Genomic DNA, 23950 nt, shown 5'->3' on the forward strand with positions numbered 1-23950 from the left:
CGCCTCCGGGCCCGGCTAGGGGCGCCATCCGGTCCGGGCCGCCCACTCCTCCGCCCGCAGGTGCTCCTCGTCGAACCAGGGGTCCTTCGCGGTCGCGTACGCCCCGCTGTCCGGTGCCGAGGCCGCCAGTTCCCGCTTGAGCATCAGATAGGCGGCCCGCCGGTCCGGATCGGCCAGCAGGTGGTCCCGCATCAGCAGGGCGTACCGCCAGCCGGGTGACCCGGTCACCCGCAGGTGCAGATGCACCGGACGGGCCGGGTCGGCGCTGCCGTGCAGGCGCTTGGCCCACCGGCCGGAACCCGCCCCCCGGGGGGTGTCCCACCAGTCTCCGGGCATCCGGGGAAAGCCGGCCTCGGCCAGGGGCTGCGCCAGGGCGTCCGCCTGGGCCAGGGAGGAGACCCCGAGCTGGATGTCGATGACGTCCTTGGCGGCCAGACCCGGCATCGCGGTGGAGCCGATGTGATCGATCCGCAGTTCCTCCGGGGCGATCGCCTGTCGGATCCTGGCGGCCAGCCGGGCGTACTGCTGCGGCCAGGTCGGATCCGGTTCGGTGAGGATCACCTGGTGCGCCCGGACCGCCCGTCGATGGCGCAGGTTGTCCTCGAAGGGCACCAGCCGCTCGTGCCACAGGGCGTCGACGGCGGCGTGCAGCTGCGCCAGGGTGCCGTCGTTGCTGAGCAGCACGTCCGCGACCGCCGCCCGGCGGGCGTCGTCGGCCTGACCGGCGATCCGCCGCTCGACATCGGCCCGGCTCATCCCCCGGTCGCGGGTCAACCGCTGCACCCGGGTGGCCAGCGCCGTCTGCACGACCACCACCAGGTGGTACGTGGGAGCCAGCCCCACCTCCACCAGCAGGGGTACGTCGTTGACCACCACCGCATCGGGTGGGACGGCGGCCACCAGTTCGGCCGTACGGGCCCGCACCCGGGAGTGGACGATGGCCTCCAGCCGGCGGCGGGCAGCCTCGTCGGTGAAGACCAGGTCGGCCAGGGCGGCCCGGTCCAGGGCCCCGTCGGGGTCGAGTACCCGTTCGGAGAAGGCGGCCACCACCTCGGCCAGTCCCTCGGTGCCCGGGGCCACCACCTCCCGGGAGAGCTGATCGGCATCGATGAGCACCGCGCCGCGTTCGACCAGTCGCCGCGCCACCGCGCTCTTGCCCGAACCGATTCCGCCGGTCAATCCCACCTTCAGCACGGCCTCAGTCAACCCGATCATCGCCGTACCGCCAAACAGGGCCCGCGCCCGGAAACGGCGAGGGCCCCGCCTCGAACCCGGAGATCCGGGTCGAGACGGGGCCCTGCTGCCTTGTCGGCTGGCGGGTCACTTACCGCCGGCGAGCTTCTCCCGCAGAGCGGCGAGGGCCTCGTCGGTGGCCAGGGTGCCGGCCGGCTCCTCGGCCTGGCGGCTGGGGGCCGCGCTGGTCGTGGTGGTGGTGCCGGTGGGGGCGGGCTGCGGGTTGGCAGCGGCCTCGGCCTCGGCGGCCCGAGAGGTCTGCACCTGCTTCTGGTGCGCCTCCCAGCGCTGCCGCGCCTCGGCGTACTGGTTCTCCCAGGTCTCGCGCTGCTTGTCGTACCCCTCGAGCCACTCGCCCGTCTCCGGGTCGAAGCCCTCCGGGTAGATGTAGTTGCCCTCGGCGTCGTAGGTCGCGGCCATGCCGTAGAGGGTCGGGTCGAAGTGCTCCTCGCCCTCGACGAAGCCCTCGTTGGCCTGCTTGAGCGACAGCGAGATCCGGCGGCGCTCCAGGTCGATGTCGATGACCTTGACCATGACCTCGGAGCCGACCTGCACGACCTGCTCCGGGATCTCCACGTGGCGCTCGGCCAGCTCGGAGATGTGGACCAGGCCCTCGATGCCGTCGTCCACCCGGACGAAGGCGCCGAACGGCACCAGCTTGGTGACCTTACCCGGCACGATCTGCTGGATCGCGTGGGTGCGGGCGAACTGCCGCCACGGGTCCTCCTGGGTCGCCTTCAGCGACAGCGAGACCCGCTCGCGGTCCAGGTCGACGTCCAGGACCTCGACCTCGACCTCCTGGCCCACCTCGACGACCTCGGAGGGGTGGTCGATGTGCTTCCAGGACAGCTCGGAGACGTGCACCAGGCCGTCCACGCCGCCCAGGTCGACGAAGGCGCCGAAGTTGACGATCGAGGAGACGACGCCCTTGCGGACCTGCCCCTTCTGCAGCTTGTTGAGGAACTCCGTGCGCACCTCGGACTGCGTCTGCTCCAGCCAGGCCCGGCGGGACAGAACCACGTTGTTGCGGTTCTTGTCCAGCTCGATGATCTTGGCTTCGAGCTCGCGGCCGACGTACGGCTGCAGGTCGCGCACCCGCCGCATCTCGACCAGGGAGGCCGGCAGGAAGCCGCGCAGCCCGATGTCGAGGATGAGGCCACCCTTGACCACCTCGATGACCGAGCCGCGGACGACACCGTCCTCGTCCTTGATCTTCTCGATCGTGCCCCAGGCCCGCTCGTACTGCGCCCGCTTCTTGGAGAGGATCAGCCGCCCCTCCTTGTCCTCCTTCTGGAGGACCAGGGCCTCGATGTGGTCACCGACCGTGACGACCTCTGCCGGGTCCACATCGTGCTTGATCGACAACTCACGAGAGGGGATGACGCCCTCGGTCTTGTAGCCGATGTCGAGCAGGACCTCGTCCCGGTCGACCTTGACGACGGTGCCTTCGACAATGTCGCCGTCGTTGAAGTACTTGATGGTCTCGTCGATCGCGGCGAGGAAAGCTTCCTCGGAGCCGAGGTCGTCGACGGTGACCTTGGTGGCGCTCGAGGGGGCCTCGATGCTGCTCGTCATGTGGGCGGTTGCTCCGGTCGGATGTGTGTCACAGCAGGCGGTTGTCGCGGTGACCTGTGCGCGCCAACGGATCCGTCGGCGGGCCCACCCAAAAATCGCGTAACGAGTTCTTGATGTGGCTCCGTCGACCGCGCACCTGCTCCCTGCCGAGGCACACGATCCGCGAGCGCATCCAATACCCTACCCGCTGCATTACCACAGCGTGCAAGCCCTCCCGTCTCCTCATCACCGCACCACCCGCGAAAGCGGAGATTTCGCCCGGCTGGCCCCAGCCGGCACCGGGCCGCCCCGAGCCCGCGTACCCCAGGGGCCTAGCGTGAACGGGTGGACGACGACAACCGGGTGACCCGGCGCCGGGTGGACGACACCGAGGCGCGCCGCGCCAACCGCCACTGGTGGGACGCCGACGCCGACGCCTACCAGGCCGAACACGGACACTTCCTCGGCGAGGTGGACTTCGTCTGGTGCCCGGAGGGGCTGCGCGAGGCCGAGGCCCGGCTCCTCGGCGAGGTGGCCGGACGCCGGGTGCTGGAGGTCGGCTGCGGAGCCGCCTCGTGCGCCCGCTGGCTGGCCACCGAGGGCGCCTGGCCGGTAGCCGTGGACCTCTCCGCCGGCATGTTGCGCCACGCCGTCCAGGCCGCCGAGCGCACCGGGGTACGCGTACCCCTGGCCCAGGTCGACGCCATGGCGCTGCCCTTCCGCGACGCCAGCTTCGACCTCGCCTGCACCGCCTTCGGCGCGGTGCCCTTCGTCGCCGACTCGGCGGCCCTGATGCGCGAGGTGCACCGGGTGCTGCGCCCCGGGGGTCGTTGGGTCTTCTCGGTCACCCACCCGATGCGCTGGATCTTTCTGGACGACCCGGGCGAGGGCGGGCTGACCGCGGTGCACTCGTACTTCGACACCCGCCCGTACGTGGAACAGGACGAGCAGGGCGCGGCCAGCTACGTGGAGCAGCACCGCACTCTCGGCGACCGGGTCCGCGAGCTGGTCGGGGCCGGGTTCCGGCTGCTGGACCTGGTGGAACCGGAGTGGCCGGAGGGACACGAGGGGATCTGGGGGCAGTGGAGCCCGCTGCGGGGCCGCCTCTTCCCCGGCACCGCCATCTTCGTCAGCGAGAAACCCGCCAGCTGAGTCGCACTTCCGGTGCGGCCTCAGGGCGCATCCACGGCGGTACGCTCCCCTCATGAGCGCCGAGCCCATCCCGACATCACCTGGCCCCTGGTGTCCGGATCCGATGCGGCAGCAGCGTGCCGACTACACGCTGGAGGACCTGCTCGCCCTGCCGGACGACGCCCCCCGTGTCGAACTCGTCGACGGAGTCATCCACGTGACACCCTCCCCCACCCTGGGCCACCAGAACATCTCGTTCCTACTGACCTCGTGGCTGCACTCCCACGCTCCGGCCCAGTTGCGCGCCACCCAGGCGGTCGGGGTAGCTCTCAGCCACAACACCAGCCGACAACCGGACGTGGTGCTGTACCGCGCCGGACTGCCAACTGAGCGGTCCCGGCTCCGGCCTGCGGACGTGGTCCTGGCCGTGGAGATCGTCTCGCCGGGCACCCGGCGGGTCGACCGGTTCGCCAAGCCGGGCGAGTACGCCGCCGCCGGCATCCCGTTCTACTGGCGCATCGAACAGGACCCGGTGCATCTGTACGCGTACCGGCTCGGTGACCGGATCGGGCCGGGCGGTGAGCGGCAGTACGAACTCGCCGCGGACAGCGCCGACCTGATCGAGCTGACCGAGCCCTTCGACATCAAACTGCCGATCGCCGAGATCGTCCCGTAGCCCGTACCATCTGGTCGTTTTCCTCCGGCGACCTCGGGTAACCCGGCGGCATGGCCGACACGGAGTTCCGCACCGGCGACCATGTCTCCTGGGCCAGCCACAGCGGCCGGGCGTACGGGGTCGTCAAGGAGAAGCTCACCGAACGCACCCACGTCCGAGGACACCCGGTGAACGCCTCCCCGGAGGACCCGCAGTACCGGATCACCAACGACGACTCGGGCAGGGATGTCGCCCACCGGCCGGAGGTGTTGCGTCGTGAGCGGTCGTGACGATCCCGACCAGACCTACCGGGAGTTCACCGAGGCGGTGAACATGAAGCCCGGTGAGCTGTCCACCTGGTTGGAGACCGAGGAGTCCAAACAGGTCGGTTGGCACAAGGGCGGCGGCGAGTCGGTCGGCCACCAGTCCGGCCGGAGGATCATCGACCTGCTGCGACGCAAACGCGACCAGCTCACCGAGGCGGACTACAAACACATGCGCAAGGTCGTCGGGTACGTCCGGCGCCACATGGCCCAACGGCCCAGCGGCGACGTACGGGCGACCCGGTGGCGCTACTCCCTGATGAACTGGGGCCACGACCCGGTCAAGGCCAAACTGCCGCCGCCCGGCGGCCCCTCCCGCAAGGCCCTCCAACGGCACGGGGCTCCGCCGAAGGCCCGCCGGCCCCGACCGGCCTGACGACTGACGGGCAGGCGGGAACTCCTCGACGGCGCCACCGGCCGCTGATCCCTCGACCTCACCGAGCCGGTCGCCGACGCGCACTTGACCTTGCCGCTGACGGCAGGGTCGCAGGATCGACGGCATGAACGATGTGCAGCGCAGAGTCGTCGTCGTCACCGGTGCCGGCACCGGCATCGGCCGCGCCACCGCCCGAGGGTTCAGCGCCGACGGCGCCCAGGTGCTGGCGGTCGGCCGCCGAAGCGCGCCGCTCGCCGACACCGCTACCGGTCACCCGCTGATCACCCCGTTGGCCGTCGACGTGACCGCGGCCGACGCACCCCGCCGGGTGATCGACGCCGCTCTCGACCGGTACGGCCGGTTGGACGTGCTGGTCAACAACGCGGGGATCGCCGGTGCCGGCCCGCTAGCGGAACTGGACGAGGCAGCGACCCACGCCCAGTTCGCCACCAACCTGCTAGCCCCGGCCCGCCTGGCCCACGCCGCCCTCGGCGCGTTAGCCGCGAGCCGAGGCGTGATCGTCAACGTCACCACGGCGGTCGGTCAGCGAGCCTGGCCGGGTGCTTCGATGTACGCCGCCGGCAAGGCCGCCCTGGACTCGCTGACCCGCAGTTGGGCGGTGGAACTGGCGCCGCGCGGCATCCGGGTGGTCGCGGTTGCGCCCGGCGCGATCGACACGCCCATCGGCGAACATCAGGGGCTCTCCCCGCAACAGCGCGCGGCGCTGCGGCGCTGGCAGATCGACCGTACGCCGCTGGGCCGCCTCGGAACTCCCGAGGAGGTGGCCTGGGCCATCGGGCGACTCTGTGAGCCGGCGGCGGGCTTCCTCACCGGGGTGGTGCTGCCGGTCGACGGCGGGGCGGTCATCGGCTGACCGGCCCGCCCGGTCGGCGGCTGCTCAGCTGTCGAACCAGACCACCAGCCGTACGTTGTCGCCGCCATGCCGTTCGGCGAGATCGCGCATGGTGTCGAAGAGCGCGCGCAACTGCGGATCGACACGCAACACGTCTGCCGGCCGGAGCCGCTCCACCCGCCACATCCGATCGTCGGCGCGCCACTGCGTACCCTCCGGATAACTGCTGCCCCTGGGGTCGGCGTGTTCGCCGGCCACCGCCCGCCAGGCATGCCCGTGGTGGCCGGCCTTGCCGATGAACCGCGGACCTTCGCTGGTCAGCTCGTACTCGTGGATCCGGTCGTCAACGCGGGGCGCCAGGGCATTCCAGTCGATGCGGGCCAACTCGGTCCAGGTCACCCACGTGTGATCGTGCGTGCCGTCGTACCGGAGAGCAAGCAGGTCCGGGCCGGCGTCCTCCGGCAGGCCCCTACCGGGGGCAACGGGTTCGAACCCGGCGTGGTTCCGTACCCCGAACAGCAGCCCGAAGGCATCGTAGTGACGAGGTAGGTCCTCCAGACTGAGGTCGGTCAGCAGCCATGGTGAACCCGGACCGTACGGGCGAACCTCCACCCCACCTGCGATATCGGTGCCCATGCCAGCTCGCCTTCCCGCACAGGACCCGCAACGGTGCCCGATTGCGCCCCGTGCTCCCCCGCCTCGGGCACCGAGGACGATATACGTCAGTCCCGATAGGCTCGCTCTTCTCCGCCGGCTTCGCCCGTCGCGGGCTCAGCCAGCGGGGCGGGCTCAGCCAGCGGGGCGGACTCAGCCAGCGGGGCGGACTCAGCCGGCAGACGGACTCAGCCGGCAGGTCGGCGGGATGGCACGAAAGGCGTCGACGGATGCGGATCGGGGAACTGGCCAGGGCCACCGGCAGCACCCCTAGGGCGTTGCGCCACTACGAGCAGCACGGTCTGATCGAATCGCGCCGCTCCGCCAACGGCTACCGGTGGTACGACGCGAGCACCGTGACCCGGGTCCGGAACATCCGGCACCTGCTCGCCGCCGGGCTGACCCTCCAGGATGTCGACTTCTTCCTGCCCTGTCTGGACGGGGACGTGACCACGGCTCCGCCGTCACCCGCCGGCCTCCAGGTGGCCCGGGCCCGGCTCGCCGCCCTCGATGCCCGACTCGCAAAACAGCACACCATCCGCGACCGCCTCGCCGCTGCCCTCGAAGACGTCGGATAGTCCCTCTCGGGTGACCCCGTCACCGACCCACCACCGGTGACCAGGTCGGGGTTGCGGGGCAGCCCGGCCCGCGCAGGGATCAAGCCTGACCGCCCGGAGCGGGTCGGGCTGCCCGGAACCCCCACCCCGCCCGCAGCGGATCAGTGGTCGGCGCTGTTCCAGTCGCGGCCCTCGCCGACGGAGACCTCCAGGGGTACGGAGAGCGGGTAGGCCCCGCCCATCTCGCGGCGGACCAGCTCTTCCAGGGTCTCCCGCTCCCCCGGCGCCACCTCGAAGACCAGTTCGTCGTGCACCTGGAGCAGCATTCGGGACCGCAGCCCGGCGTCGCGCAGGGCGGTGTCGACATGCAGCATGGCGACCTTGATGATGTCGGCCGCCGAGCCCTGGATCGGGGCGTTGAGGGCCATCCGCTCGGCCATCTCCCGGCGCTGCCGGTTGTCGCTGACCAGGTCGGGCAGGTAGCGGCGGCGGCCCAGGATGGTGGAGGTGTAGCCGTCCTGGCGGGCCCGGGCGACCACCTCCTGCAGGTAGTCGCGGACCCCACCGAACCCGGCGAAGTAGACCTCCATCAGCCCGCGCGCCTCCTCGGCGGTGATGCCGAGCTGCTGGGACAGGCCGAAGGCGCTCAGCCCGTACGCCAGGCCGTAGTTCATGGCTTTGATCTTGCGCCGCTGGTCCGGGGTGACCTCGGCGACCGCCACCTCGAAGACCGAGGAGGCGGTGGCCGCGTGGAAGTCGTGCCCGGAGTTGAACGCCTCGATCAGCGCCTCGTCACCGGAGAGATGCGCCATGATCCGCATCTCGATCTGGCTGTAGTCGGCGGTGAGCAGGCACTCGTACCCCTCCCCCACCACGAAGGCGCGGCGGATGCGCCGTCCCTCCTCGGTGCGGATGGGGATGTTCTGCAGGTTGGGCTCGGTGGAGGAGAGCCGACCGGTGGCGGCCACCGTCTGGTTGAAGGTGGTGTGGATGCGCCCGTCGTCGGAGACCGACTTGAGCAGACCGTCCACCGTCGACTTGAGTCGGGCCACGTCCCGGTGGCGCAGCAGGTGGTGCAGCAGGGGATGCTCGGTCTGGGCGTAGAGCCACTGCAGCGCGTCGGCGTCCGTGGTGTAACCCGTCTTGATCTTCTTGGTCTTGGGCAGGTTCAGCTCGCCGAAGAGGATCTCCTGGAGCTGCTTGGGCGAGCCCAGGTTGAACTCCCGATCGATCACCCCGTACGCCCCCTGGGCGGCGGCCTTCACCTCGGCGGCGAAGTGCGCCTCCAGCTCGGACAGGTAGTCGGTGTCCGCGGCGATGCCGACGCGCTCCATGCCGGCCAGCACCCGCATCAACGGCAGCTCCACCTCGGCCATCAACCGGGCGGACTGCTCCCCGTCGCGGGACAGCTCGGTGTCGATCGCGTCGGCCAGGTCCAGGGTGGCCCGGGCGTGCAGCATGAGGTTCTGCTCGGCCTGGCCGTTCGGGCCCAGCCCGTCGAGGGTGAGCTGGCCGTCCTCCGGGGCGTCGACCCGCAGCTCGCGGTGCAGGTAGCGCAGAGCCAGGTCGGTCAGGTCGTAGGAGCGCTGGTCGGGGCGGGCCAGGTAGGCCGCGATCTGGGTGTCCCGGGCGATGCCGGCCAGGGACCAGCCGCGCGCGGTGAAGGCCAGCACGGCCGGCTTGCTGTCGTGCAGCACCTTGGGGCGGGTCTCGTCGGCCAGCCACTCGGCCAGGGCCGCCTCGTCGGCAGGGTCGAGGGTGCTCGGGTCGCACCAGGCCGCCACGCCGTCGGCGGTGGCCAGGGCCAGGCCGGTGATGGTGGCGGTGTGCCGCCGGTTCGGGCCGGTGTCCAGCTTGACCGCCAACCCGACCGGGGTGCCCGGCGACGCGTGGGTCTCCAGCCAGCCGGTCAGCGCACCGGGCGCGGCGAGCACCTCACCGGTCAGGTCGAAGCCCGCCTCGGCCTCCGGCTCGACGGCGTCGAGGTACTGGTAGAGCCGGTCCCGCAGGATGCGGAACTGAAGGGCGTCGAAGACCTGGTGTACGGCCTCCCGGTCCCACCCCTGCCAGCGGGCGTCCTCGGGGCGGATCGGCAGGTCCAGGTCGGCGACCAGGCAGTTGATCTCGTAGTTGCGGATCACGTCGGCGAGCCGCTCCCGCAGGCTCTCACCGGCCTTGCCCTTGATCTCGTCGGCGCGGGCGATGATGCCCTCCACCCCGCCGTAGGTGTTGATCCACTTGGCGGCGGTCTTCGGGCCGACACCGGGCACCCCCGGCAGGTTGTCACTGGTCTCCCCGACCAGGGCGGCCAGATCCCGGTAGCGGCCGGGGCCGACACCGTACTTCGCCTCGACCGCAGCCGGATCCATCCGGGCCAGGTCGGAGACGCCCTTGCGGGGGTAGAGCACCGTGATCTGCTCGTCGACGAGTTGGAAGGCGTCCCGGTCGCCGGTGGAGATCAGCACCGGGATGCCCTGGTCGCGGGCCTGGCAGGCCAGGGTGGCGATGATGTCGTCGGCCTCGTAGCCCTCCTTCTCCACCACCGGGATCCGCAGCGCCGCGAGAACCTCCTTGACCAGGCTGACCTGGCCCTTGAAGTCGGTCGGGGTCTCGCTGCGGCCGGCCTTGTACTCCGCGTACTTCTCCGTGCGGAAGGAGCGGCGGGACACGTCGAAGGCGACCACGATGTGGGTGGGCTGCTCGTCCCGCAGCACGTTGATCAGCATCGAGGTGAAGCCGTACACCGCGTTGGTCGGCTGCCCCGTCGTGGTGGAGAAGTTCTCCACCGGCAGGGCGAAGAAGGCCCGGTATGCCAGGGAGTGTCCGTCGACGAGAAGCAGGCGCGGCGTCGTAGCTGTCACGCCAGCGACTCTAACCCCCACCCCCGACACCCCCACCCACCCCACCACCCCCACCCCGTCCGACCCGGGTTGATCATGAGGTTAGCGGCAGCTTGGAGATCAACTACTGCCGCCAACCTCATGATCAACGCAGGTCAAGAGGGTGGGTGGGGGGTGGGGGGGTGGGTGGTGGGTTAGAGGACCTTGGCTAGGAAGGTTTTGGTGCGGTCGTGTTTCGGGTTGGCGATTACTTCGCGGGGGTTGCCCTGCTCGACCACTACGCCGCCGTCCATGAAGACCAGGGAGTCGCCCACCTCGCGGGCGAAGCCGATCTCGTGGGTCACCACGATCATCGTCATGCCGTCGCGGGCCAGGTCCTTCATCACGTCCAGGACCTCGCCCACCAGTTCCGGGTCCAGGGCGCTGGTCGGCTCGTCGAAGAGCATCAGCTTGGGCTGCATGGCCAGGGCGCGGGCGATGGCCACCCGCTGCTGCTGACCGCCGGAGAGTTGGCTCGGGTAGTTGCCCAGCTTGTCACCGAGGCCGACCCGCTCCAGCAGTGCCACCGCCCGGTCGCGGACCTCGGCCCGCTTCTCCTTGCGCACCAGCAGGGGTGCCTCGGTGACGTTCTCCAGGGCGGTCTTGTGCGGGAACAGGTTGAACCGCTGGAACACCATGCCGATGGCGCGGCGTTGGGCGGCGACCTCCTTCTCCCGCATCTCGTGCAGCTTGCTGCCGCGCTGCCGGTAGCCGATCAGGTCGCCGTCCACCCAGATCCGACCGGCGTTGATCTTTTCCAGGTGATTGATGCAGCGCAGGAAGGTCGATTTGCCCGAACCGGAGGGCCCGAGCAGGCAGCACACCTCCCCGGCGCGTACCTCAAGGTCGATGCCCTTGAGCACCTCGATCGAGCCGAACGACTTGTGCACCTGTTCGGCTCGTACCATCGGCCCGGACTCGGAGGCCGGGACGCCGGACTGGGCCGGCACGCTCGCCTGCGTCATACGCCCCCTGCCCCTCCGGTGGCGCCGCCGCCACCGACCGCCATGCCCCGCAGCCGGACCTTGGCCTGACCGGCGCGACCGCTGCCCCTGGCGAAGTGTCGCTCCAGGTAGTACTGCCCGACCAGCAGCACACTGCTCAGCAGCAGGTACCACAGGGTCGCCGCGACCAGCATCGGGAAGACCTGGAAGGTCCGGCTACCGACGGCTCTCAGCTGGAAGAACAGTTCGGTGGAGACCGGCACGAAGGCCACCAGCGAGGTGTCCTTGAGCATCGCGATGGTCTCGTTGCCGGTCGGCGGGACGATCACCCGCATGGCCTGCGGCAGGACGATCCGGCGCAGGATCTGCCCCTGGGTCATGCCCAGCGCCTGGGCGGCCTCGGTCTGTCCCTCGTCGACCGACTGGATGCCGGCCCGGACGATCTCCGCCATGTAGGCGGCCTCGGACAGGCCGAGCGCCAACATGCCGGCGACGAAACCGGTGAGCAGATCCGTCGCCGAGAAGCCGAACAGTCGCGCCTCGAAGTCCTGCACCCCGAACAGCGCGCCGATCTGCCGGTCGAAGGGCAACCCGAACTCGATCCGGGCCCAGAGGATGCCCAGGTTGCCGAAGAGGATCGCCAGCACCAGCCGGGGCACCGCCCGGAAAAACCAGGTGTACGCCCAGGCCACGCCGCGCAGGATCGGATTCCCGGACAGTCGCATGATGGCGAGGACGACGCCCAGCACGATGCCGATCAGCATGGAGGTCACCAGCAGCGCGAGGCTGCCACGGACACCAGCCATGATCGGCGGCCGGAACATGTTGTCGACCATGAACGACCAGTTGAACGCCTCGTTCGTCACCAGCAGGTGCACGAACATGGCGACCAGCACCCCGATCACGGCGACGGCTACCCACCGCCCGGGATGCCGCACGGGCACGGCCTGGATGGGTTCCGGCCGTGCCCGTTCGGGTGAATCGGTGTCGACTGACATGTCAGCTGGCGGGGTTCAGTTCCGACGTGGTGATGGCCCCACCCTCGACGCCCCACTTCTCCAGGGCCGCCTTGTAGCTGCCGTCGGCGATGACCGCCTGCACGGCCTCCTTCAGCACCTCGGCGAAGGCGGCCTGGTCCTTGGGGACCGCGTAGCCGTAGGGCGCCGACTCGTAGATGTCGCCGAGCACCTCCAGCTGGCCGTTGCTCTGCTTCACCGCATACGCCCCGACCGGCGAGTCGGCCAGCATGGCGTCGTTCTTGCCGCTGACCACGGCGGCCGTCGCATCGCTCTGCGCCTGGTACTGATCGATGGTGATCTCCGGCTTCCCGGCGTCGGTGCACGCCTTCGACCGGGCGGTGATGTCGTCGAGCTGCACGGTGCCGACCTGCACGGCGATCTTCTTGCCGCAGGCGTTGTCCGGGTCCACCTGGGCCGGGTTACCGGCCTTGGTGGCCCACTGGGTGCCGGCGGAGAAGTAGCTCACCATGTTCACCGACTGCAACCGCTCGGCGTTGATGGTGAACGAGGAGACCCCGATCTCGTACTTGCCGGACTGCACGCCCGGCAGGATCGCGTCGAACGGCGCCGACTCGTACTCCGCCTTCAGGCCCAGCTTCTGCGCCACCGCGTTGAACAGCTCCACGTCGAAGCCGATCACGGTCTGACCGTCGGTGTCCAGGAACTCCGCCGGGGCGTACGTCGCGTCGGTGCCGACCTTGATCACACCATCGGCCTTGATCGCGTCGGGCACCTTGGCGGCGAGATCGTTGTCCGGCGCCGCGCTCACCGACGGACCGGAACCGGGCTCGTCGGAGCTCTCCTGCTCGCCGCAGGCCGCCATCGAGAGGGTGAGCAGCGCCGCACCGGCGACACCGATGACAGCCCGGCGACGACCCTTGAGGTTGAACATGTCGTACTCCTTGCGAAGAGGGGTGACGGCCGTTCAGGCCACGCCGAGGTAGGCCTCTTTGACCGACGGGTCGTGCAGCAGGTCGGCGCCGGTGCCTTCCTTGACGATCCGGCCGGTCTCCAGCACGTACGCGCGATGCGCCCGAGCCAGAGCCTGTTGTGCGTTCTGCTCCACCAGCAGGATCGTGGTGCCCTGCTGGTTGATCTCCGTGATGATGCTGAAGATCTGCTGGATCAGCATCGGCGCCAGACCCATCGACGGCTCGTCGAGCAGCAGCAGCTTGGGTCGGCTCATCAGGGCCCGGCCCACCGCCAGCATCTGCTGCTCACCCCCGGAGAGGGTGCCACCGACCTGCTTACGCCGCTCGGCCAGCCGGGGGAACAGCTCCAGCACCTTGGCCAGATCCTTGGCCACCTCGCTGCGGTCCCGGCGGGTGTAGGCACCCATGTCCAGGTTCTCCATCACCGTCATGCCGGGGAAGATGCCCCGGCCCTCGGGTGCCTGGCACAGCCCACGCCGCACCCGCAGGTCGGCCCGGAGCTTGCTGATGTCCTCACCGTTGAACATGATCCGCCCGGAGGCGATCGGCCGGATGCCGGAGACGGCCCGCATCGTGGTGGACTTGCCGGCGCCGTTGGCACCGATCAGGGCCACGATCTCGCCCTCGTTGACGGTCAGGCTGATGCCGTGCAGCGCCTTGATCCGCCCGTAGAGCAGACTGACGTCCTCGATCTCAAGCAGCGTCGTCATCCGGCACCCCCAGGTAGGCCGCGATCACCCGGTGATCCTCACGCACCTCGGCGGGGAGCCCATCAGCGATCTTCTTTCCGAACTCCAGCACCACGATCCGGTCGGTCACACCCATGACCAGACGCATGTCGTGCTCGATGAGCAGCACGGTGACGCCCTGGTCCCGGATCTTGCGGATGAGCTGGAGCAGCTCCTCCTTCTCCGCCGGGTTGAAGCCGGCAGCCGGCTCGTCCAGGCAGAGCAGTACCGGGTCGGTGGCCAGTGCCCGGGCGATCTCCAGCCGACGCTGCTCGCCGTACGACAGGTTGCGGGCTGCGTCGTGCATCCGGTGCGGGATACCGACGAAGTCCAGCAGCCGCTCGGCCTTCTCCAGCCCGTCGCGTTCCTCCCGGCGGTGCCGGGGCAACCGGAACAGCGCGGACAGCACGCTGGTCTTGTGGTGCGCGTCCGCGCCGACCTGGATGTTCTCCAGCGCGGTCATCTCCGGGAACAGGCGAATGTTCTGGAACGTCCGCGCCATGCCCATCTTGGTGATCTGGTGCTTCTTCTTGCCGGTGATCCGCTCGCCCCGGAACCGGATCTCACCCTCGGAGGGCTGGTAGATGCCGGTCATCGCGTTGAAGCAGGTGGTCTTGCCGGCACCGTTGGGGCCGATCAGCCCGAGAATCTCGCCCTTGTAGAGGGTGAAGTTCACGTCGTTGAGGGCCACCACGCCGCCGAAACGCAGCGTGACGTGGTCGACCTCCAGCAACGGCTCCCGCTTGGCGGTGGACTCCACCGCCGGGGCGCCGGCCTGCTCAGGAACGGTCGGCTTCTGCACGGTCTCACCCACCGACGATCACCTCCTTGCGACGATCCTTGAACTCCGCCGCCCGTCGTCGGTTCGGTATCAGTCCCTGCGGCCGGAAGATCATCATGACCACCAGCACCAGGCCGAAGAACATGAACCGGTACTCGTACAGCTCGATGCCGAAGAACTCGATGCCGCGGAACCGCTCGATCATGTACGCCACCAGGCCACCACCGACGATCGCGCCGACGATGTTGCCCGAGCCGCCGAGAATGACCGCGGCCAGGATGATGATCGAGTTGAGCAGCTCCAGGTTCTGCGAGCTGACGAAGTTCTGCTTGCCGGCGAAGAGCGCCCCCGCCAGACCACCGATGAACGCACCCGAGGCGAACGCCCAGAGCTTGAACTTGAACGTCGGCACACCCATCAGCTGCGCCGCGTCCTCGTCCTCCCGGATCGAGATCCAGGCCCGGCCGACCCGGCTGCGGTTGAGGTTCCGCACCCCGATGACCACCAGGATGATCAGGGTGAGCACCAGCCAGTAGTACGGCCGAGGGTCCAGCACACCGAAGATCGGCTTGCCGTCGGAGTAGCTGCCCGGCGGGTGCGGGATCTGGTTGAAGCCCCGCTGTCCCTTGAGGAACTCGGAACTGGTCGCCGCCACCCGGATCATCTCGGCGAAGCCGAGGGTCACGATGGCCAGGTAGTCGCCCCGCAGCCGCAGGGTCGGGGTACCCAGCATCACGCCGGAGATCATGGTGAGCACGAGCGCCACCGGCAGGGCCAACAGCCACGGCCAGAGGCTCTTGAGATCACTGCTCGGCGAGGTCAACACCGCCACCGTGTACGCGCCGACGGCGAAGAAGCCGAAGTAGCCGAGGTCGAGCAGGCCGGCGAAACCGACCACGATGTTCAACCCGACCGCGAGCAGCACGTAGATGGAGATGGTGAAGAGCACCTGCCCGAAGTTCGACCCGGTGGTCGGGATCGGCCCGAGCCACTGGTAGAACTCCCGGTTCGGCAGAGCGTAGAAGAAGACGATCACTGCCGCGATGACAGCCCACCGCATCCAGCGGGGCGCGTTGTGCCAGCGCTCACCCACCGCCTGGCGACCTGAGTAGATCCATTCCCTCACGCTTGTCATGCGCGGGCCCTCCCCAACGACTCGCCCAGCAGACCGGTCGGCCGGAACATCAGCAGCACGACCAGGACGACGAAGGCGACCAGGTCCTTCCAGTTCGCGCCGAACAGGGCCGACGCGTAGTTCTCGACCAGGCCGAGCAGCAGTCCGCCGACCAGCGCACCGCGCAGGTTGCCGATGCCGCCCAGAACCGCCGCGGTGAACGCCTTCAGCCCGAGCAGGAAGCCGACGCTGTAGGTCAGGGTGCCGATCCGAATGTCGTAGAGCATCCCGGCGACACCGGCCATCACACCACCGATGATGAAGACCACCAGGATGATCCGGTCCTTGTTGATGCCCATCAGCGCCGCGGTGTTCTGGTCCTGCGCGACCGCGCGGATGCCCCGACCGATACGGCTGCGGTTGATGAACAGGTCCAGCGCGACCATCATCGCCAACGCTGAGACGATGACCAGCACCTGCACCATGGTCACTTCCGTACCGGCGACCTCGAACAGCACGAGGTCGGGCCGGACGATCGTGGGCGCACCGACCGGAAGCCGCCGGGTGTAGATACCGAACGCCTCGGCGATCGCGATCGAGGCGCCGATCGCGGTGATCAGGAAGGCCAGCGGTGGGGCGTTGCGCTTACGCAACGGCCGGTACGCCACCCGTTCGACCACCGTCGCGGTAGCAGCGGACGCCGCCGCCGCTATCAGTGCACCGACCAGCAGATAAAGCAGGATCGAGCCGAAGCCGGTGGCTACCGAGTCACGACCCAGACCGAGTGCGGCCCAACCCCAGATGGCGGCGAAGGCGCCGGCGATGAAGACCTCGGAGTGGGCGAAGTTGATGAGTCTCAGCACGCCGTAGACCAGCGTGTAACCCAGCGCGACGAGGGCATAAATGGCGCCCACCGTCAGCCCGGTTATCGTATATCCCCCGAAATCGGAGAATAGGGCGTTGAAGTTCAAGGAAGGGCACTCCGTACAGGAAGGGAAGACAGTGAAGGTGCGGCCGGGAAAGGTGCTCCCCGGCCGCACCCCACGATCACAGCGGAACCGTTACGGGACCGGTCAGGCCTTCGGGACCTCCTGGTCCGGAACAACCTTGCCGCCCACGACCTTGTACGCCCAGACCTTCACCTGAGCCGGGTCGAGCTCACCGGTCTCGGTGAACTTGTAGCTCGCCGCGACACCCTCGCCGCTGTAGCCCTTCACGAACTCCAGCATCTTGGTGCGGGTGGTGTTACCGGCCTTGATACCGGCGAGCAGGATGTTCGCCGCGTCGAAGGCGGTGTCGCTGTAGGTGCCCGGGTCGCTGCCGTTGAGGGCCTTGAAGTCCTCGACGAAGCTGCCGCGCGCCTCGGTGGCCGGCTGGCAGGGGCAGGTGAGGATGGTGCCCTCAGCCGCCGCCGCACCGGCGCCCTCGATGTAGGCGGCGTCGTTGACGCCGTCACCGGCGACCAGGACGGCGTTGACGCCGGCAGCGGTGAGCTGCTTGCGGATCAGGCCGGCCTCCTGGTAGTAACCGCCGTAGAAGATCGCGGTCGCGCCCGAGGACCGGACCTTGGTGACGGTCGCCGAGAAGTCGTTCTGCTTGCCGTCGCCCTGGACCTTGTCGCTGTCGACGACCGCGGCGCCGAGGACCTTCTTGACCTCGTCGGCCAGACCGGCGCCGTACGCGGACTGGTCGTCGATGACGAAGACCTTCTCGGCCTTCAGCACGTCCTTGATGTACCGACCGGCGGCCGGGCCCTGGCTGAAGTCGCTACCGACCGCCCGGAAGAAGGTCTTCCAGCCCTGGTCGGCCAGGCTCGGCCGGGTCGCCGACGGGGTGATGTGGACCAGCTCGGCCTCGGAGAACAGCGGGTTCGCGGCCTCGGACTCACCCGAGAACGCCGGACCGACGATACCGAGGATCTTGGTGTCGTCGATCGCCTGCTGGGCCAGACCCGGCGCCTGCTCCGGGTTACCCTGAGAGTCCAGCGGCACCAGGGTCACCTGGCAGTCCGCGTTCTCCTTGTTGTACTTGTCGACGGCGAGCTTGACGCCACCGTTCATGTTGATGCCCAGCGCCGCGTTCGGGCCGGTCAGCGCGCCGAAGAAGGCGATCTTGCTGCCGCAGCCGTCGGCGCTGGCCTCGTCGGTTCCACTGTCAGACTTGCAGGCGGCCGTACCGCCAAGGGCGAGCGCGGCGATCGCCACCCCACCGACCAAACGTGCGAGCTTCTGCCTCAAGGCCCGAACCCTCCTCAGTCCCATGGCCCGAACCACCCGCTACCAATTGGCCATTGCGGGGGCGGACGAACCAGACCGTCGTCGCCGGTCTGGGGCCGGACGTTATCCCACCGTGCAGGCGTGACGTAAGACCCGGAAGGGGCCGTTGACCGAACCGTTACACGCCGTGGCGGATAGGGTGCGATCGCTGTAAGAGGGCACCGTTGATTGATCAGCCCCGAGGCTGTTTCACCTTCGTTTTATCGGCAAGACCCACTGCTTGGTGATCTTCCTTCAGCGGCCCGCCGAAAGGTGTGCCCACCAGGCGCGTAACCCGCCTCCCGCGTCCGCAAACACCATAAGCCGTCCTGGTTCCAGCGCCACCACCAGCGCCGTCTCCCCCGACGGCACCGGAACCGGCAGGGCGACCGGACCCCACGACCCGCCACCATCCTCCGACCACCACAGACGGTGACCATCAGCGTCGATGGTCACCGCCACCACCCCGTCGGCCGAGGCCGCCAACGCACGCACCGATCCCGCCCCCCGACCACCCGCACCGAAGCCGCCAACCCACCGCCAACCCGCCGAACCCCACTCCCATGCCCCGAAGCCATCACGAACCGGACCGACCGCCAACGCCGCACCGCCCACAGTGACCACTCGCTGGGCCTGGCCCGGACCCTCCACACCGGGCAGTCGCACCCGCCGCCACACCCGCCCGTCCGGCGAACTCCAGGCCACCGGCACCGCACCGGGCACCAGCACCGCACCCACCGCCAGCCAACCCGAGGGCACCGCCACCGCGTCGTACGCCACCGTCCGGCCCCGGTCGTCACTGGCCAGCTCCGGCAACCCCTCGTGCACCGCGAAGCGCTCCCCGTCCGGCGAACTCCACACCGCCGCCCCGGTCACCCGGGCTCCCACCAGCAACCAACCCAGCGGCCCGACCGCCACCCGGGAGACACTCACCGCCCGAGGCCCGCCGAACAACTCGAACCCCGCCGCCGTCTCGCGCAACACACCGTCGGGATGCAAGAGCCAACTGGCCACCCGCGGATTGCCGTGCGCGCCCCCGCTGGCCGCGCCCAGGGCCACCAGCCGGGCCTCCCGGCAGGCCACCGCGTAGAGCAGGTGCCGGGCACCGTACACACTTGAGGACACCAGCCGGACCGGTGACCAGACCGAGGTGTCCATCGTGGTCCAGGCGGCCGGGACCCTCCGCCCCGCCGCATCGACGACCGCACCGACGGCGTACCAGCGCCCGCCGCAGACGGTCGCGTCCCGCACCAGCACCCGGCCGGCTTCGGAACTCGTCGGCAGGACGACCGCCTGCCAGGCCGGGCGCAGCGGCTCCGGCGGCGCGGGCGGGGCATCCGAGGGCGAGCAGCCGGCCACCGCCACCACGACGGCGGCGACGACCGCACTGCACCGCCGGATCGCCACGGCCCGATGCTATATCGACGCCGGCCGCTAGCCGTGCCCGTCGAGCAACCGACTCAGGGAGCCGGCTGGGTCACCTCACCACCGGCGGTCTCGGCGAGGATCCGCTCGGAGACCTCCTTCATGGTCATCCGGTGATCCATCGCCGTACGCTGAATCCACTTGAAGGCCTGGGGCTCGGTCATGTTGTAGGTGGTCATCAGCGCGCCCTTGGCCCGCTCGACGGTCTTGCGGACCTCCAACCGGTCCGTCAGCCCGGCGACCTCGGACTCCAGGGCGGCGATCTCCGAGTAGCGGGACAGGGCGATCTCCACCGCGGGCACCAGGTCACTCTTCTGGAAGGGCTTGACCAGGTAGGCCATCGCACCGGCGGCCCGCGCCCGCTCGACCAGATCCCGCTGGCTGAAGGCGGTCAGAATGATCACCGGAGCGATGCGGGCCCCGGCGATCCGCTCGGCGGCGGCCAGCCCATCCATGATCGGCATCTTGATGTCGAGGATCACCAGATCGGGCTTGAGCTCCTCGGCCAGCCGGACGGCGGTCTCGCCGTCACCGGCCTCCCCGACCACCTCGTAGCCTTCCTCGGCCAGCATCTCGGCCAGGTCCAGCCGGATCAGTGCCTCGTCCTCGGCGATCAGTACCCGCCTGCGCGCGGCATCCGTCTGCGTCTCGGCCACGAGCCACTCCCACCATCGTTTCCTGCACGGCTACCCACCCATGCTCTCGCACGAGAGTAGTCGGGTACAGTAAGCCTCACTCGCCGGGATGGTGGAACGGCATACACGGAAGTCTCAAACACTTCTGCCCGAAAGGGCTTGCGGGTTCGAATCCCGCTCCCGGCACTTTGTCATACAGGCGTTCGACGATGCCGATGTGCATCCGCCCGAGACCCGGGCGCGGGTCCGTGTACTCCGCGCCCAGGGCCACAACATTCGCTCGATAGCGCGCATCCTGGCCCTGCCCTACACCACGGTGTGGCACTGGTGCGTCGACCGGCCCGATGCCGCCCAGATCAACAGCGCGGCCCGCTGTTTCCGCTGCCGGCCGGAGCTGACCGGCCCCGCCGACCCTGCCGCCTACGCCTACCTGCTCGGTCTTTATCTCGGCGACGGGCATCTCGTCACCAGCGACCGGGTGCCGGTGCTGCGCATCTACTGCACCGACACCTGGCCTAACCTGATCGAGTCCTGCGATGCCGCGATGAGAGCCGTGCTCGCGAACCGGGTGCAACGGATCCAGAAGCAGGGATGTGTAGCGGTGCAGAGCACCGGCAAGCACTGGCCGTGCCTCATCCCGCAACACGGTCCGGGCAAGAAACACCAGCGGCCGATCGTCCTCGCCGGCTGGCAGTGGGAGATCTTGACTGCTCAGGCAGGCCACTTCGTACGCGGGCTGTTCCACTCCGACGGCTGCCGGGTCTCGAACCGGGTCACCGTCAGAGGGCGGCGGTACGCCTATCCCCGCTACATGTTCGTCAATGAGTCCGCCGACATCATGGGCCTGTGCCAGTGGGCGCTGGACCTGCTCGGCATCGCCTGGAGGATGAACCGCCGCAACAGCCTCTCGGTGGCCCGACGGGAGGCGGTCGCCGCCCTGGACCGCCATGTCGGCCCCAAGTCGTGACCGCCCCGGGGCGGGGCGGTCACGACTGGCCGGTGGTCAGATCGCCGCCAGGGCGCGGGCCAGGTCTTCGCGCAGGTCCTCCGGGTCCTCCAGGCCGACGGAGAGGCGCAGCAGGGCGGCATCCGGCTTGGCGTCTGAATCGACCGGGCGGTGGGTCAGCGAGGCCGGGTGCTGGATCAGGGTGTCGACCCCGCCCAGGGAGACCGCGTGGGTGATCAGCCGGCAGGCGCCGGCGACCGCGGCGGCGGCCGGGGCGCCGCCGCGTACCTCGAAGGCGAGCAGGCTGCCGGGGCCGGACATCTGCCGGCCGACGAGCCCGGCGGGGTCGTCGAGGCCGGGGTGGTGTACCCGGGTGACCGCGGGGTGGGCGCCGAGCCAGGCGGCGAGTTTCTCCGCTCCGGCCTGCTGGGTGCGGACCCGCACCGGCAGGGTCTGCAGGCCACGGTGCAGCAGGTACCCGCCGAGGGGGTGCAGGATCGCGCCGGTGACGGCCCGGACCTGGCGCAGTCGGGCGGCCCATTCGGGGTCGCAGGCCACCACTCCGGCGAGGACGTCGCCGTGGCCGCCGATGCTCTTGGTGGCGCTGTGCAGCACGAGCCGGGCGCCGTGCCGGGCGGGCTGCTGGAGGATCGGGGTGGCGACGGTGTTGTCGATCAGCAGCGGCACCGGCCCGGCGGCTTCGGCCAGGGCGGCGATGTCGAGCAGGTCGAGGGTGGGGTTGGCCGGGGTTTCGGCGATCACCAAGGCGGTGTCCGGGCGGATGGCGGCGGCCACCTGGTCGGGTCGGGCCCAGGTGACCTCGGTGCCGAGCAGGCCGGTGGCCAGGATGTGGTCGGTGCCGCCGTAGAGGGGGCGTACGGCGACCAGGTGGCGTTTCCCGTCGCGGGTGGCGGCGAGTACGGCGGCGGTGAGGGCGGCCATGCCGCTGGCGTAGGCGACGGCCTCGGCGGTGCCTTCCAGTTCGGCCAGGGCGGTCTCGAAGCGGGCCACGGTGGGGTTCCACAGCCGCTGGTAGACGGCGCTGGCGCCGGGGGGTAGCGGGTTGCCGGTGGCGAGCACCTCGTACGCGTCGCCGCCGTCGTCGACCGAGGGCAGGGGGTTGGTGGTCGAGAAATCGATCGGCGGCACATGGACGCCGAGGCCGGTGAGGTCTTCACGGCCGGCGTGCACGGCTCTGGTGTCCACGGTCGTCATGCGGACAGGATCGAATGATCAGAGCATCAAAGGCAACAGTTTCGAATACAATTCGTAACATTCCCCTTCCTGTTGTGCACTTATTCGGTGGAGGATGATCTCATGCCCCTCGTATCGAATGATCTACGGCCGTTCGCGGCCCTCGACGACACCGACCGCGCGATCCTGGCGGAGTTGTCCGCCGACGGGCGGCTGCCGAACAACGCCCTGGCCGAGCGGGTGGGGGTGGCTCCGTCGACCTGTCTGGCGCGTACCCGGGCGCTGCGGCAGAGCGGGGCGATCCGCGGGTTCCACGCGGAGGTGGATCCGGCGGCGCTGGGTCTGCCGTTGCAGGCCCTGGTGTCGGTACGCCTGACCGAGCACGCGCGGGGGGCGGTGGACGCCTTCCGGGCCCGTTCGGTGCGGCTGCCGGGGGTGGTGTCGGTGTTCCATGTCGCGGGGGCGGAGGATTACGTGCTGCATGTGCGGGCCGCTTCGGCCGAGGCGCTGCGGGACTTCGTCCTGGATCATCTGGCGGTGGATCCGGCGGTGCAGCACACCCAGACCAGCCTGATCTTCGAGCAGGCGCGCGGGTTGGGCTGATCACCTCCGCTCCGATCGGGGAACAAATCCGGCATCCTCCGGGTTGGCAGCGGCTGTGATCGACGTACCGCTTTCTGTTCTGGACCTGGCCCCCGTCGCGGCCGGCGCCTCCGCCGGTGAGGCGTTGCGGCACACCACCGAGTTGGCCCGGCGTACCGACGAGTTGGGATTTCACCGGTTCTGGGTGGCCGAGCACCACAACATGCCGGCGATCGCCTCGTCGGCACCGGCGGTGCTGATCGCGCATCTGGCCGCGCACACCAGCCGGATCCGGCTGGGTTCGGGTGGGGTGATGCTGCCCAACCACGCGCCACTGGTGGTGGCCGAGCAGTTCGGCACCCTGGAGGCCCTGCATCCGGGCCGCATCGACCTGGGCATCGGGCGGGCTCCGGGTACGGATCAGGTGACCGCCCTGGCGTTGCGTCGGACGATGGAGGGGCTGTCGGCGGAGAAGTTCCCCCAGGAGCTGGCCGCGCTGATGGACTTCTTCGACGAGGACCGCCCGGGGCGGATCATGGCTTCCCCGGGGCGGGGCCAGCGCCCGGCGGTGTGGCTGCTGGGTTCCAGTGGGTTCAGCGCCCAACTGGCCGGGGCCCTGGGCCTGCCGTTCTCCTTCGCCCATCACTTCAGCGGGCAGCACACCCTGCCGGCGTTGGCGTTGTACCGGCAGAGTTTCCGCCCGTCGCGGTGGCTGGAGCGGCCGTACGCGATGGTGGCGGTGAACGCGGTGTGTGCGGAGACCGACGAGCGGGCCGAGTGGTTGGCCGGGCCGGCGGGGTTGTCGTTCCTGCGGTTGCGGTCCGGGCGTCCGGAGCCGTTGGCCTCGCCGGAGGAGGCGGCGGCGTACCCGTACACCGATCTTGAGCGGGAGTTCGTGGTGCAGCGCCGGGAGGGTCAGGCCACGGGCTCGCCGGAGACGGTGGCCCGGCAGTTGGGCGACCTGCTGGCGCGGACCGAGGCGGACGAGTTGATGCTCACCACGATGGTGTACGACATCGCCGACCGGGTGCGGTCGTTCGAGTTGATCGCCGAGCGGATCGCCGGGGGCCTGCGACGCTGAGTGAAGGCACAGGTGCCGGGCAGGTTCGGTGCATCTACGGTGGTGGCCCAGGTCACAGCGGTTCTGTGCCGCGAAACACGATCTTCATGGGAGCGTCAC

The 23950-nt window shown here is 69.7% G+C and carries 24 protein-coding genes and 1 tRNA gene; 10 read left to right on the forward strand and 15 right to left on the reverse strand.

The window, feature by feature from the left end:
- Positions 1–15: 15 nt before the first annotated feature.
- Both coaE and rpsA read right to left on the reverse strand, forming a co-directional pair.
- Positions 16–1194, reverse strand: coding sequence for a dephospho-CoA kinase (gene coaE, locus ABZ795_RS08140; RefSeq protein WP_357529870.1), 1179 nt, complete (start codon positions 1192–1194; stop codon positions 16–18).
- Positions 1195–1320: 126 nt separating this feature from the next.
- Positions 1321–2808, reverse strand: a complete 1488-nt coding sequence (gene rpsA, locus ABZ795_RS08145) for a 30S ribosomal protein S1 (protein WP_327024948.1) — start codon at positions 2806–2808, stop codon at positions 1321–1323.
- A 324-nt stretch (positions 2809–3132) separates the two neighbouring features.
- On the opposite strand from rpsA, the gene ABZ795_RS08150 reads away from it, so the two are divergent.
- The 5 genes from ABZ795_RS08150 to ABZ795_RS08170 all read left to right on the forward strand — a co-directional run bounded on the left by ABZ795_RS08150 (position 3133) and on the right by ABZ795_RS08170 (position 6146).
- Positions 3133–3939: a class I SAM-dependent methyltransferase gene (locus ABZ795_RS08150; RefSeq protein ID WP_357529793.1), complete on the forward strand. Its 807-nt coding sequence runs from the start codon at positions 3133–3135 to the stop codon at positions 3937–3939.
- 52 nt (positions 3940–3991) lie between these two features.
- Positions 3992–4594, forward strand: a complete 603-nt coding sequence (locus ABZ795_RS08155; RefSeq protein ID WP_357529794.1) for a Uma2 family endonuclease — start codon at positions 3992–3994, stop codon at positions 4592–4594.
- A 50-nt stretch (positions 4595–4644) separates the two neighbouring features.
- Complete coding sequence (locus ABZ795_RS08160) at positions 4645–4863, forward strand: DUF2945 domain-containing protein (protein WP_327024945.1); 219 nt, start codon at positions 4645–4647, stop codon at positions 4861–4863.
- Positions 4850–5272 carry a DUF3140 domain-containing protein gene (locus ABZ795_RS08165; protein ID WP_327024944.1) on the forward strand — a complete coding sequence of 141 codons (423 nt, stop codon included), beginning with the start codon at positions 4850–4852 and terminating at the stop codon, positions 5270–5272. The genes ABZ795_RS08160 and ABZ795_RS08165 overlap by 14 nt, the downstream gene beginning before the upstream one ends.
- Positions 5273–5396: 124 nt before the next feature.
- Positions 5397–6146: an SDR family oxidoreductase gene (locus ABZ795_RS08170; protein ID WP_357529795.1), complete on the forward strand. Its 750-nt coding sequence runs from the start codon at positions 5397–5399 to the stop codon at positions 6144–6146.
- 24 nt (positions 6147–6170) lie between these two features.
- Here ABZ795_RS08170 and ABZ795_RS08175 read toward each other — a convergent pair whose 3' ends face one another.
- The gene (locus ABZ795_RS08175; RefSeq protein ID WP_357529796.1) at positions 6171–6761 is read right to left on the reverse strand and encodes a hypothetical protein; all 591 of its coding nucleotides are present in this window, start codon (positions 6759–6761) and stop codon (positions 6171–6173) included.
- Between the two features lie 248 nt (positions 6762–7009).
- On the opposite strand from ABZ795_RS08175, the gene ABZ795_RS08180 reads away from it, so the two are divergent.
- Positions 7010–7357 (forward strand): MerR family transcriptional regulator, encoded by a 348-nt coding sequence (locus ABZ795_RS08180; RefSeq protein ID WP_327024941.1) that lies wholly within the window; start codon positions 7010–7012, stop codon positions 7355–7357.
- Between the two features lie 140 nt (positions 7358–7497).
- Here ABZ795_RS08180 and polA read toward each other — a convergent pair whose 3' ends face one another.
- The 11 genes from polA to ABZ795_RS08235 form a co-directional block, all read right to left on the reverse strand.
- Positions 7498–10197 (reverse strand): DNA polymerase I, encoded by a 2700-nt coding sequence (gene polA / locus ABZ795_RS08185; protein WP_357529797.1) that lies wholly within the window; start codon positions 10195–10197, stop codon positions 7498–7500.
- A 173-nt stretch (positions 10198–10370) separates the two neighbouring features.
- The gene (locus ABZ795_RS08190) at positions 10371–11180 is read right to left on the reverse strand and encodes an amino acid ABC transporter ATP-binding protein (RefSeq protein WP_357529798.1); all 810 of its coding nucleotides are present in this window, start codon (positions 11178–11180) and stop codon (positions 10371–10373) included.
- Entirely contained in the window at positions 11177–12157 is a 981-nt protein-coding gene (locus ABZ795_RS08195; protein ID WP_327024938.1) for an amino acid ABC transporter permease, read from the reverse strand. Before ABZ795_RS08195 ends, ABZ795_RS08190 begins: the two co-directional genes overlap by 4 nt.
- A 1-nt stretch (position 12158) precedes the next feature.
- A complete protein-coding gene (locus ABZ795_RS08200) occupies positions 12159–13070 on the reverse strand; it encodes an ABC transporter substrate-binding protein (RefSeq protein ID WP_357529799.1) in 912 nt (303 codons plus the stop codon).
- Positions 13071–13103: 33 nt separating this feature from the next.
- A complete protein-coding gene (locus ABZ795_RS08205; protein ID WP_327024936.1) occupies positions 13104–13820 on the reverse strand; it encodes an ABC transporter ATP-binding protein in 717 nt (238 codons plus the stop codon).
- A complete protein-coding gene (locus ABZ795_RS08210; protein ID WP_327027040.1) occupies positions 13804–14598 on the reverse strand; it encodes an ABC transporter ATP-binding protein in 795 nt (264 codons plus the stop codon). Before ABZ795_RS08210 ends, ABZ795_RS08205 begins: the two co-directional genes overlap by 17 nt.
- A gap of 46 nt (positions 14599–14644) precedes the next feature.
- Entirely contained in the window at positions 14645–15754 is a 1110-nt protein-coding gene (locus ABZ795_RS08215) for a branched-chain amino acid ABC transporter permease (protein WP_357529800.1), read from the reverse strand.
- Positions 15751–16704, reverse strand: coding sequence for a branched-chain amino acid ABC transporter permease (locus ABZ795_RS08220; protein WP_327024934.1), 954 nt, complete (start codon positions 16702–16704; stop codon positions 15751–15753). Before ABZ795_RS08220 ends, ABZ795_RS08215 begins: the two co-directional genes overlap by 4 nt.
- 102 nt (positions 16705–16806) lie before the next feature.
- Entirely contained in the window at positions 16807–17970 is a 1164-nt protein-coding gene (locus tag ABZ795_RS08225) for a branched-chain amino acid ABC transporter substrate-binding protein (protein WP_327024933.1), read from the reverse strand.
- 273 nt (positions 17971–18243) lie between these two features.
- On the reverse strand, positions 18244–19395 hold the full coding sequence (locus ABZ795_RS08230) for a hypothetical protein (protein WP_357529801.1): 1152 nt from the start codon (positions 19393–19395) through the stop codon (positions 18244–18246).
- 53 nt (positions 19396–19448) lie between these two features.
- Positions 19449–20069, reverse strand: coding sequence for a response regulator (locus ABZ795_RS08235; RefSeq protein WP_327024931.1), 621 nt, complete (start codon positions 20067–20069; stop codon positions 19449–19451).
- Positions 20070–20151: 82 nt separating this feature from the next.
- On the opposite strand from ABZ795_RS08235, the gene ABZ795_RS08240 reads away from it, so the two are divergent.
- Both ABZ795_RS08240 and ABZ795_RS08245 read left to right on the forward strand, forming a co-directional pair.
- Positions 20152–20234: transfer RNA gene (locus ABZ795_RS08240), tRNA-Leu, on the forward strand.
- A gap of 31 nt (positions 20235–20265) precedes the next feature.
- Positions 20266–21015 carry a transcriptional regulator gene (locus tag ABZ795_RS08245; protein WP_357529802.1) on the forward strand — a complete coding sequence of 250 codons (750 nt, stop codon included), beginning with the start codon at positions 20266–20268 and terminating at the stop codon, positions 21013–21015.
- A 36-nt stretch (positions 21016–21051) separates the two neighbouring features.
- Here the strand turns inward: ABZ795_RS08245 and ABZ795_RS08250 are convergent, their stop codons facing one another.
- Positions 21052–22209, reverse strand: coding sequence for a PLP-dependent transferase (locus tag ABZ795_RS08250; RefSeq protein ID WP_327024929.1), 1158 nt, complete (start codon positions 22207–22209; stop codon positions 21052–21054).
- Positions 22210–22311: 102 nt separating this feature from the next.
- Here ABZ795_RS08250 and ABZ795_RS08255 point away from each other — a divergent pair, with 102 nt between their 5' ends.
- Entirely contained in the window at positions 22312–22791 is a 480-nt protein-coding gene (locus tag ABZ795_RS08255) for an Lrp/AsnC family transcriptional regulator (RefSeq protein ID WP_327024928.1), read from the forward strand.
- A 55-nt stretch (positions 22792–22846) separates the two neighbouring features.
- A complete protein-coding gene (locus ABZ795_RS08260) occupies positions 22847–23851 on the forward strand; it encodes an LLM class flavin-dependent oxidoreductase (RefSeq protein ID WP_357529803.1) in 1005 nt (334 codons plus the stop codon).
- Positions 23852–23950 lie beyond the last annotated feature (99 nt).

The organism is Micromonospora sp. NPDC047134 (assembly GCF_040643455.1).
In the GTDB taxonomy this organism is placed as follows: Bacteria; Actinomycetota; Actinomycetes; order Mycobacteriales; family Micromonosporaceae; genus Micromonospora.

What these genes read in the sequence shown, in the direction of transcription:
- rpsA (WP_327024948.1), bottom strand. Translation starts at nt 2,808, where the DNA reads ATGACGAGCAGCATCGAGGCCCCCTCGAGCGCCACCAAGGTCACCGTC.
- ABZ795_RS08155 (WP_357529794.1), top strand. Translation starts at nt 3,992, where the DNA reads ATGAGCGCCGAGCCCATCCCGACATCACCTGGCCCCTGGTGTCCGGAT.
- ABZ795_RS08160 (WP_327024945.1), top strand. Translation starts at nt 4,645, where the DNA reads ATGGCCGACACGGAGTTCCGCACCGGCGACCATGTCTCCTGGGCCAGC.
- ABZ795_RS08170 (WP_357529795.1), top strand. Translation starts at nt 5,397, where the DNA reads ATGAACGATGTGCAGCGCAGAGTCGTCGTCGTCACCGGTGCCGGCACC.
- ABZ795_RS08175 (WP_357529796.1), bottom strand. Translation starts at nt 6,761, where the DNA reads ATGGGCACCGATATCGCAGGTGGGGTGGAGGTTCGCCCGTACGGTCCG.
- ABZ795_RS08180 (WP_327024941.1), top strand. Translation starts at nt 7,010, where the DNA reads ATGCGGATCGGGGAACTGGCCAGGGCCACCGGCAGCACCCCTAGGGCG.
- ABZ795_RS08190 (WP_357529798.1), bottom strand. Translation starts at nt 11,180, where the DNA reads ATGACGCAGGCGAGCGTGCCGGCCCAGTCCGGCGTCCCGGCCTCCGAG.
- ABZ795_RS08195 (WP_327024938.1), bottom strand. Translation starts at nt 12,157, where the DNA reads ATGTCAGTCGACACCGATTCACCCGAACGGGCACGGCCGGAACCCATC.
- ABZ795_RS08200 (WP_357529799.1), bottom strand. Translation starts at nt 13,070, where the DNA reads ATGTTCAACCTCAAGGGTCGTCGCCGGGCTGTCATCGGTGTCGCCGGT.
- ABZ795_RS08205 (WP_327024936.1), bottom strand. Translation starts at nt 13,820, where the DNA reads ATGACGACGCTGCTTGAGATCGAGGACGTCAGTCTGCTCTACGGGCGG.
- ABZ795_RS08215 (WP_357529800.1), bottom strand. Translation starts at nt 15,754, where the DNA reads ATGACAAGCGTGAGGGAATGGATCTACTCAGGTCGCCAGGCGGTGGGT.
- ABZ795_RS08250 (WP_327024929.1), bottom strand. Translation starts at nt 22,209, where the DNA reads ATGACGACCGTGGACACCAGAGCCGTGCACGCCGGCCGTGAAGACCTC.
- ABZ795_RS08255 (WP_327024928.1), top strand. Translation starts at nt 22,312, where the DNA reads ATGCCCCTCGTATCGAATGATCTACGGCCGTTCGCGGCCCTCGACGAC.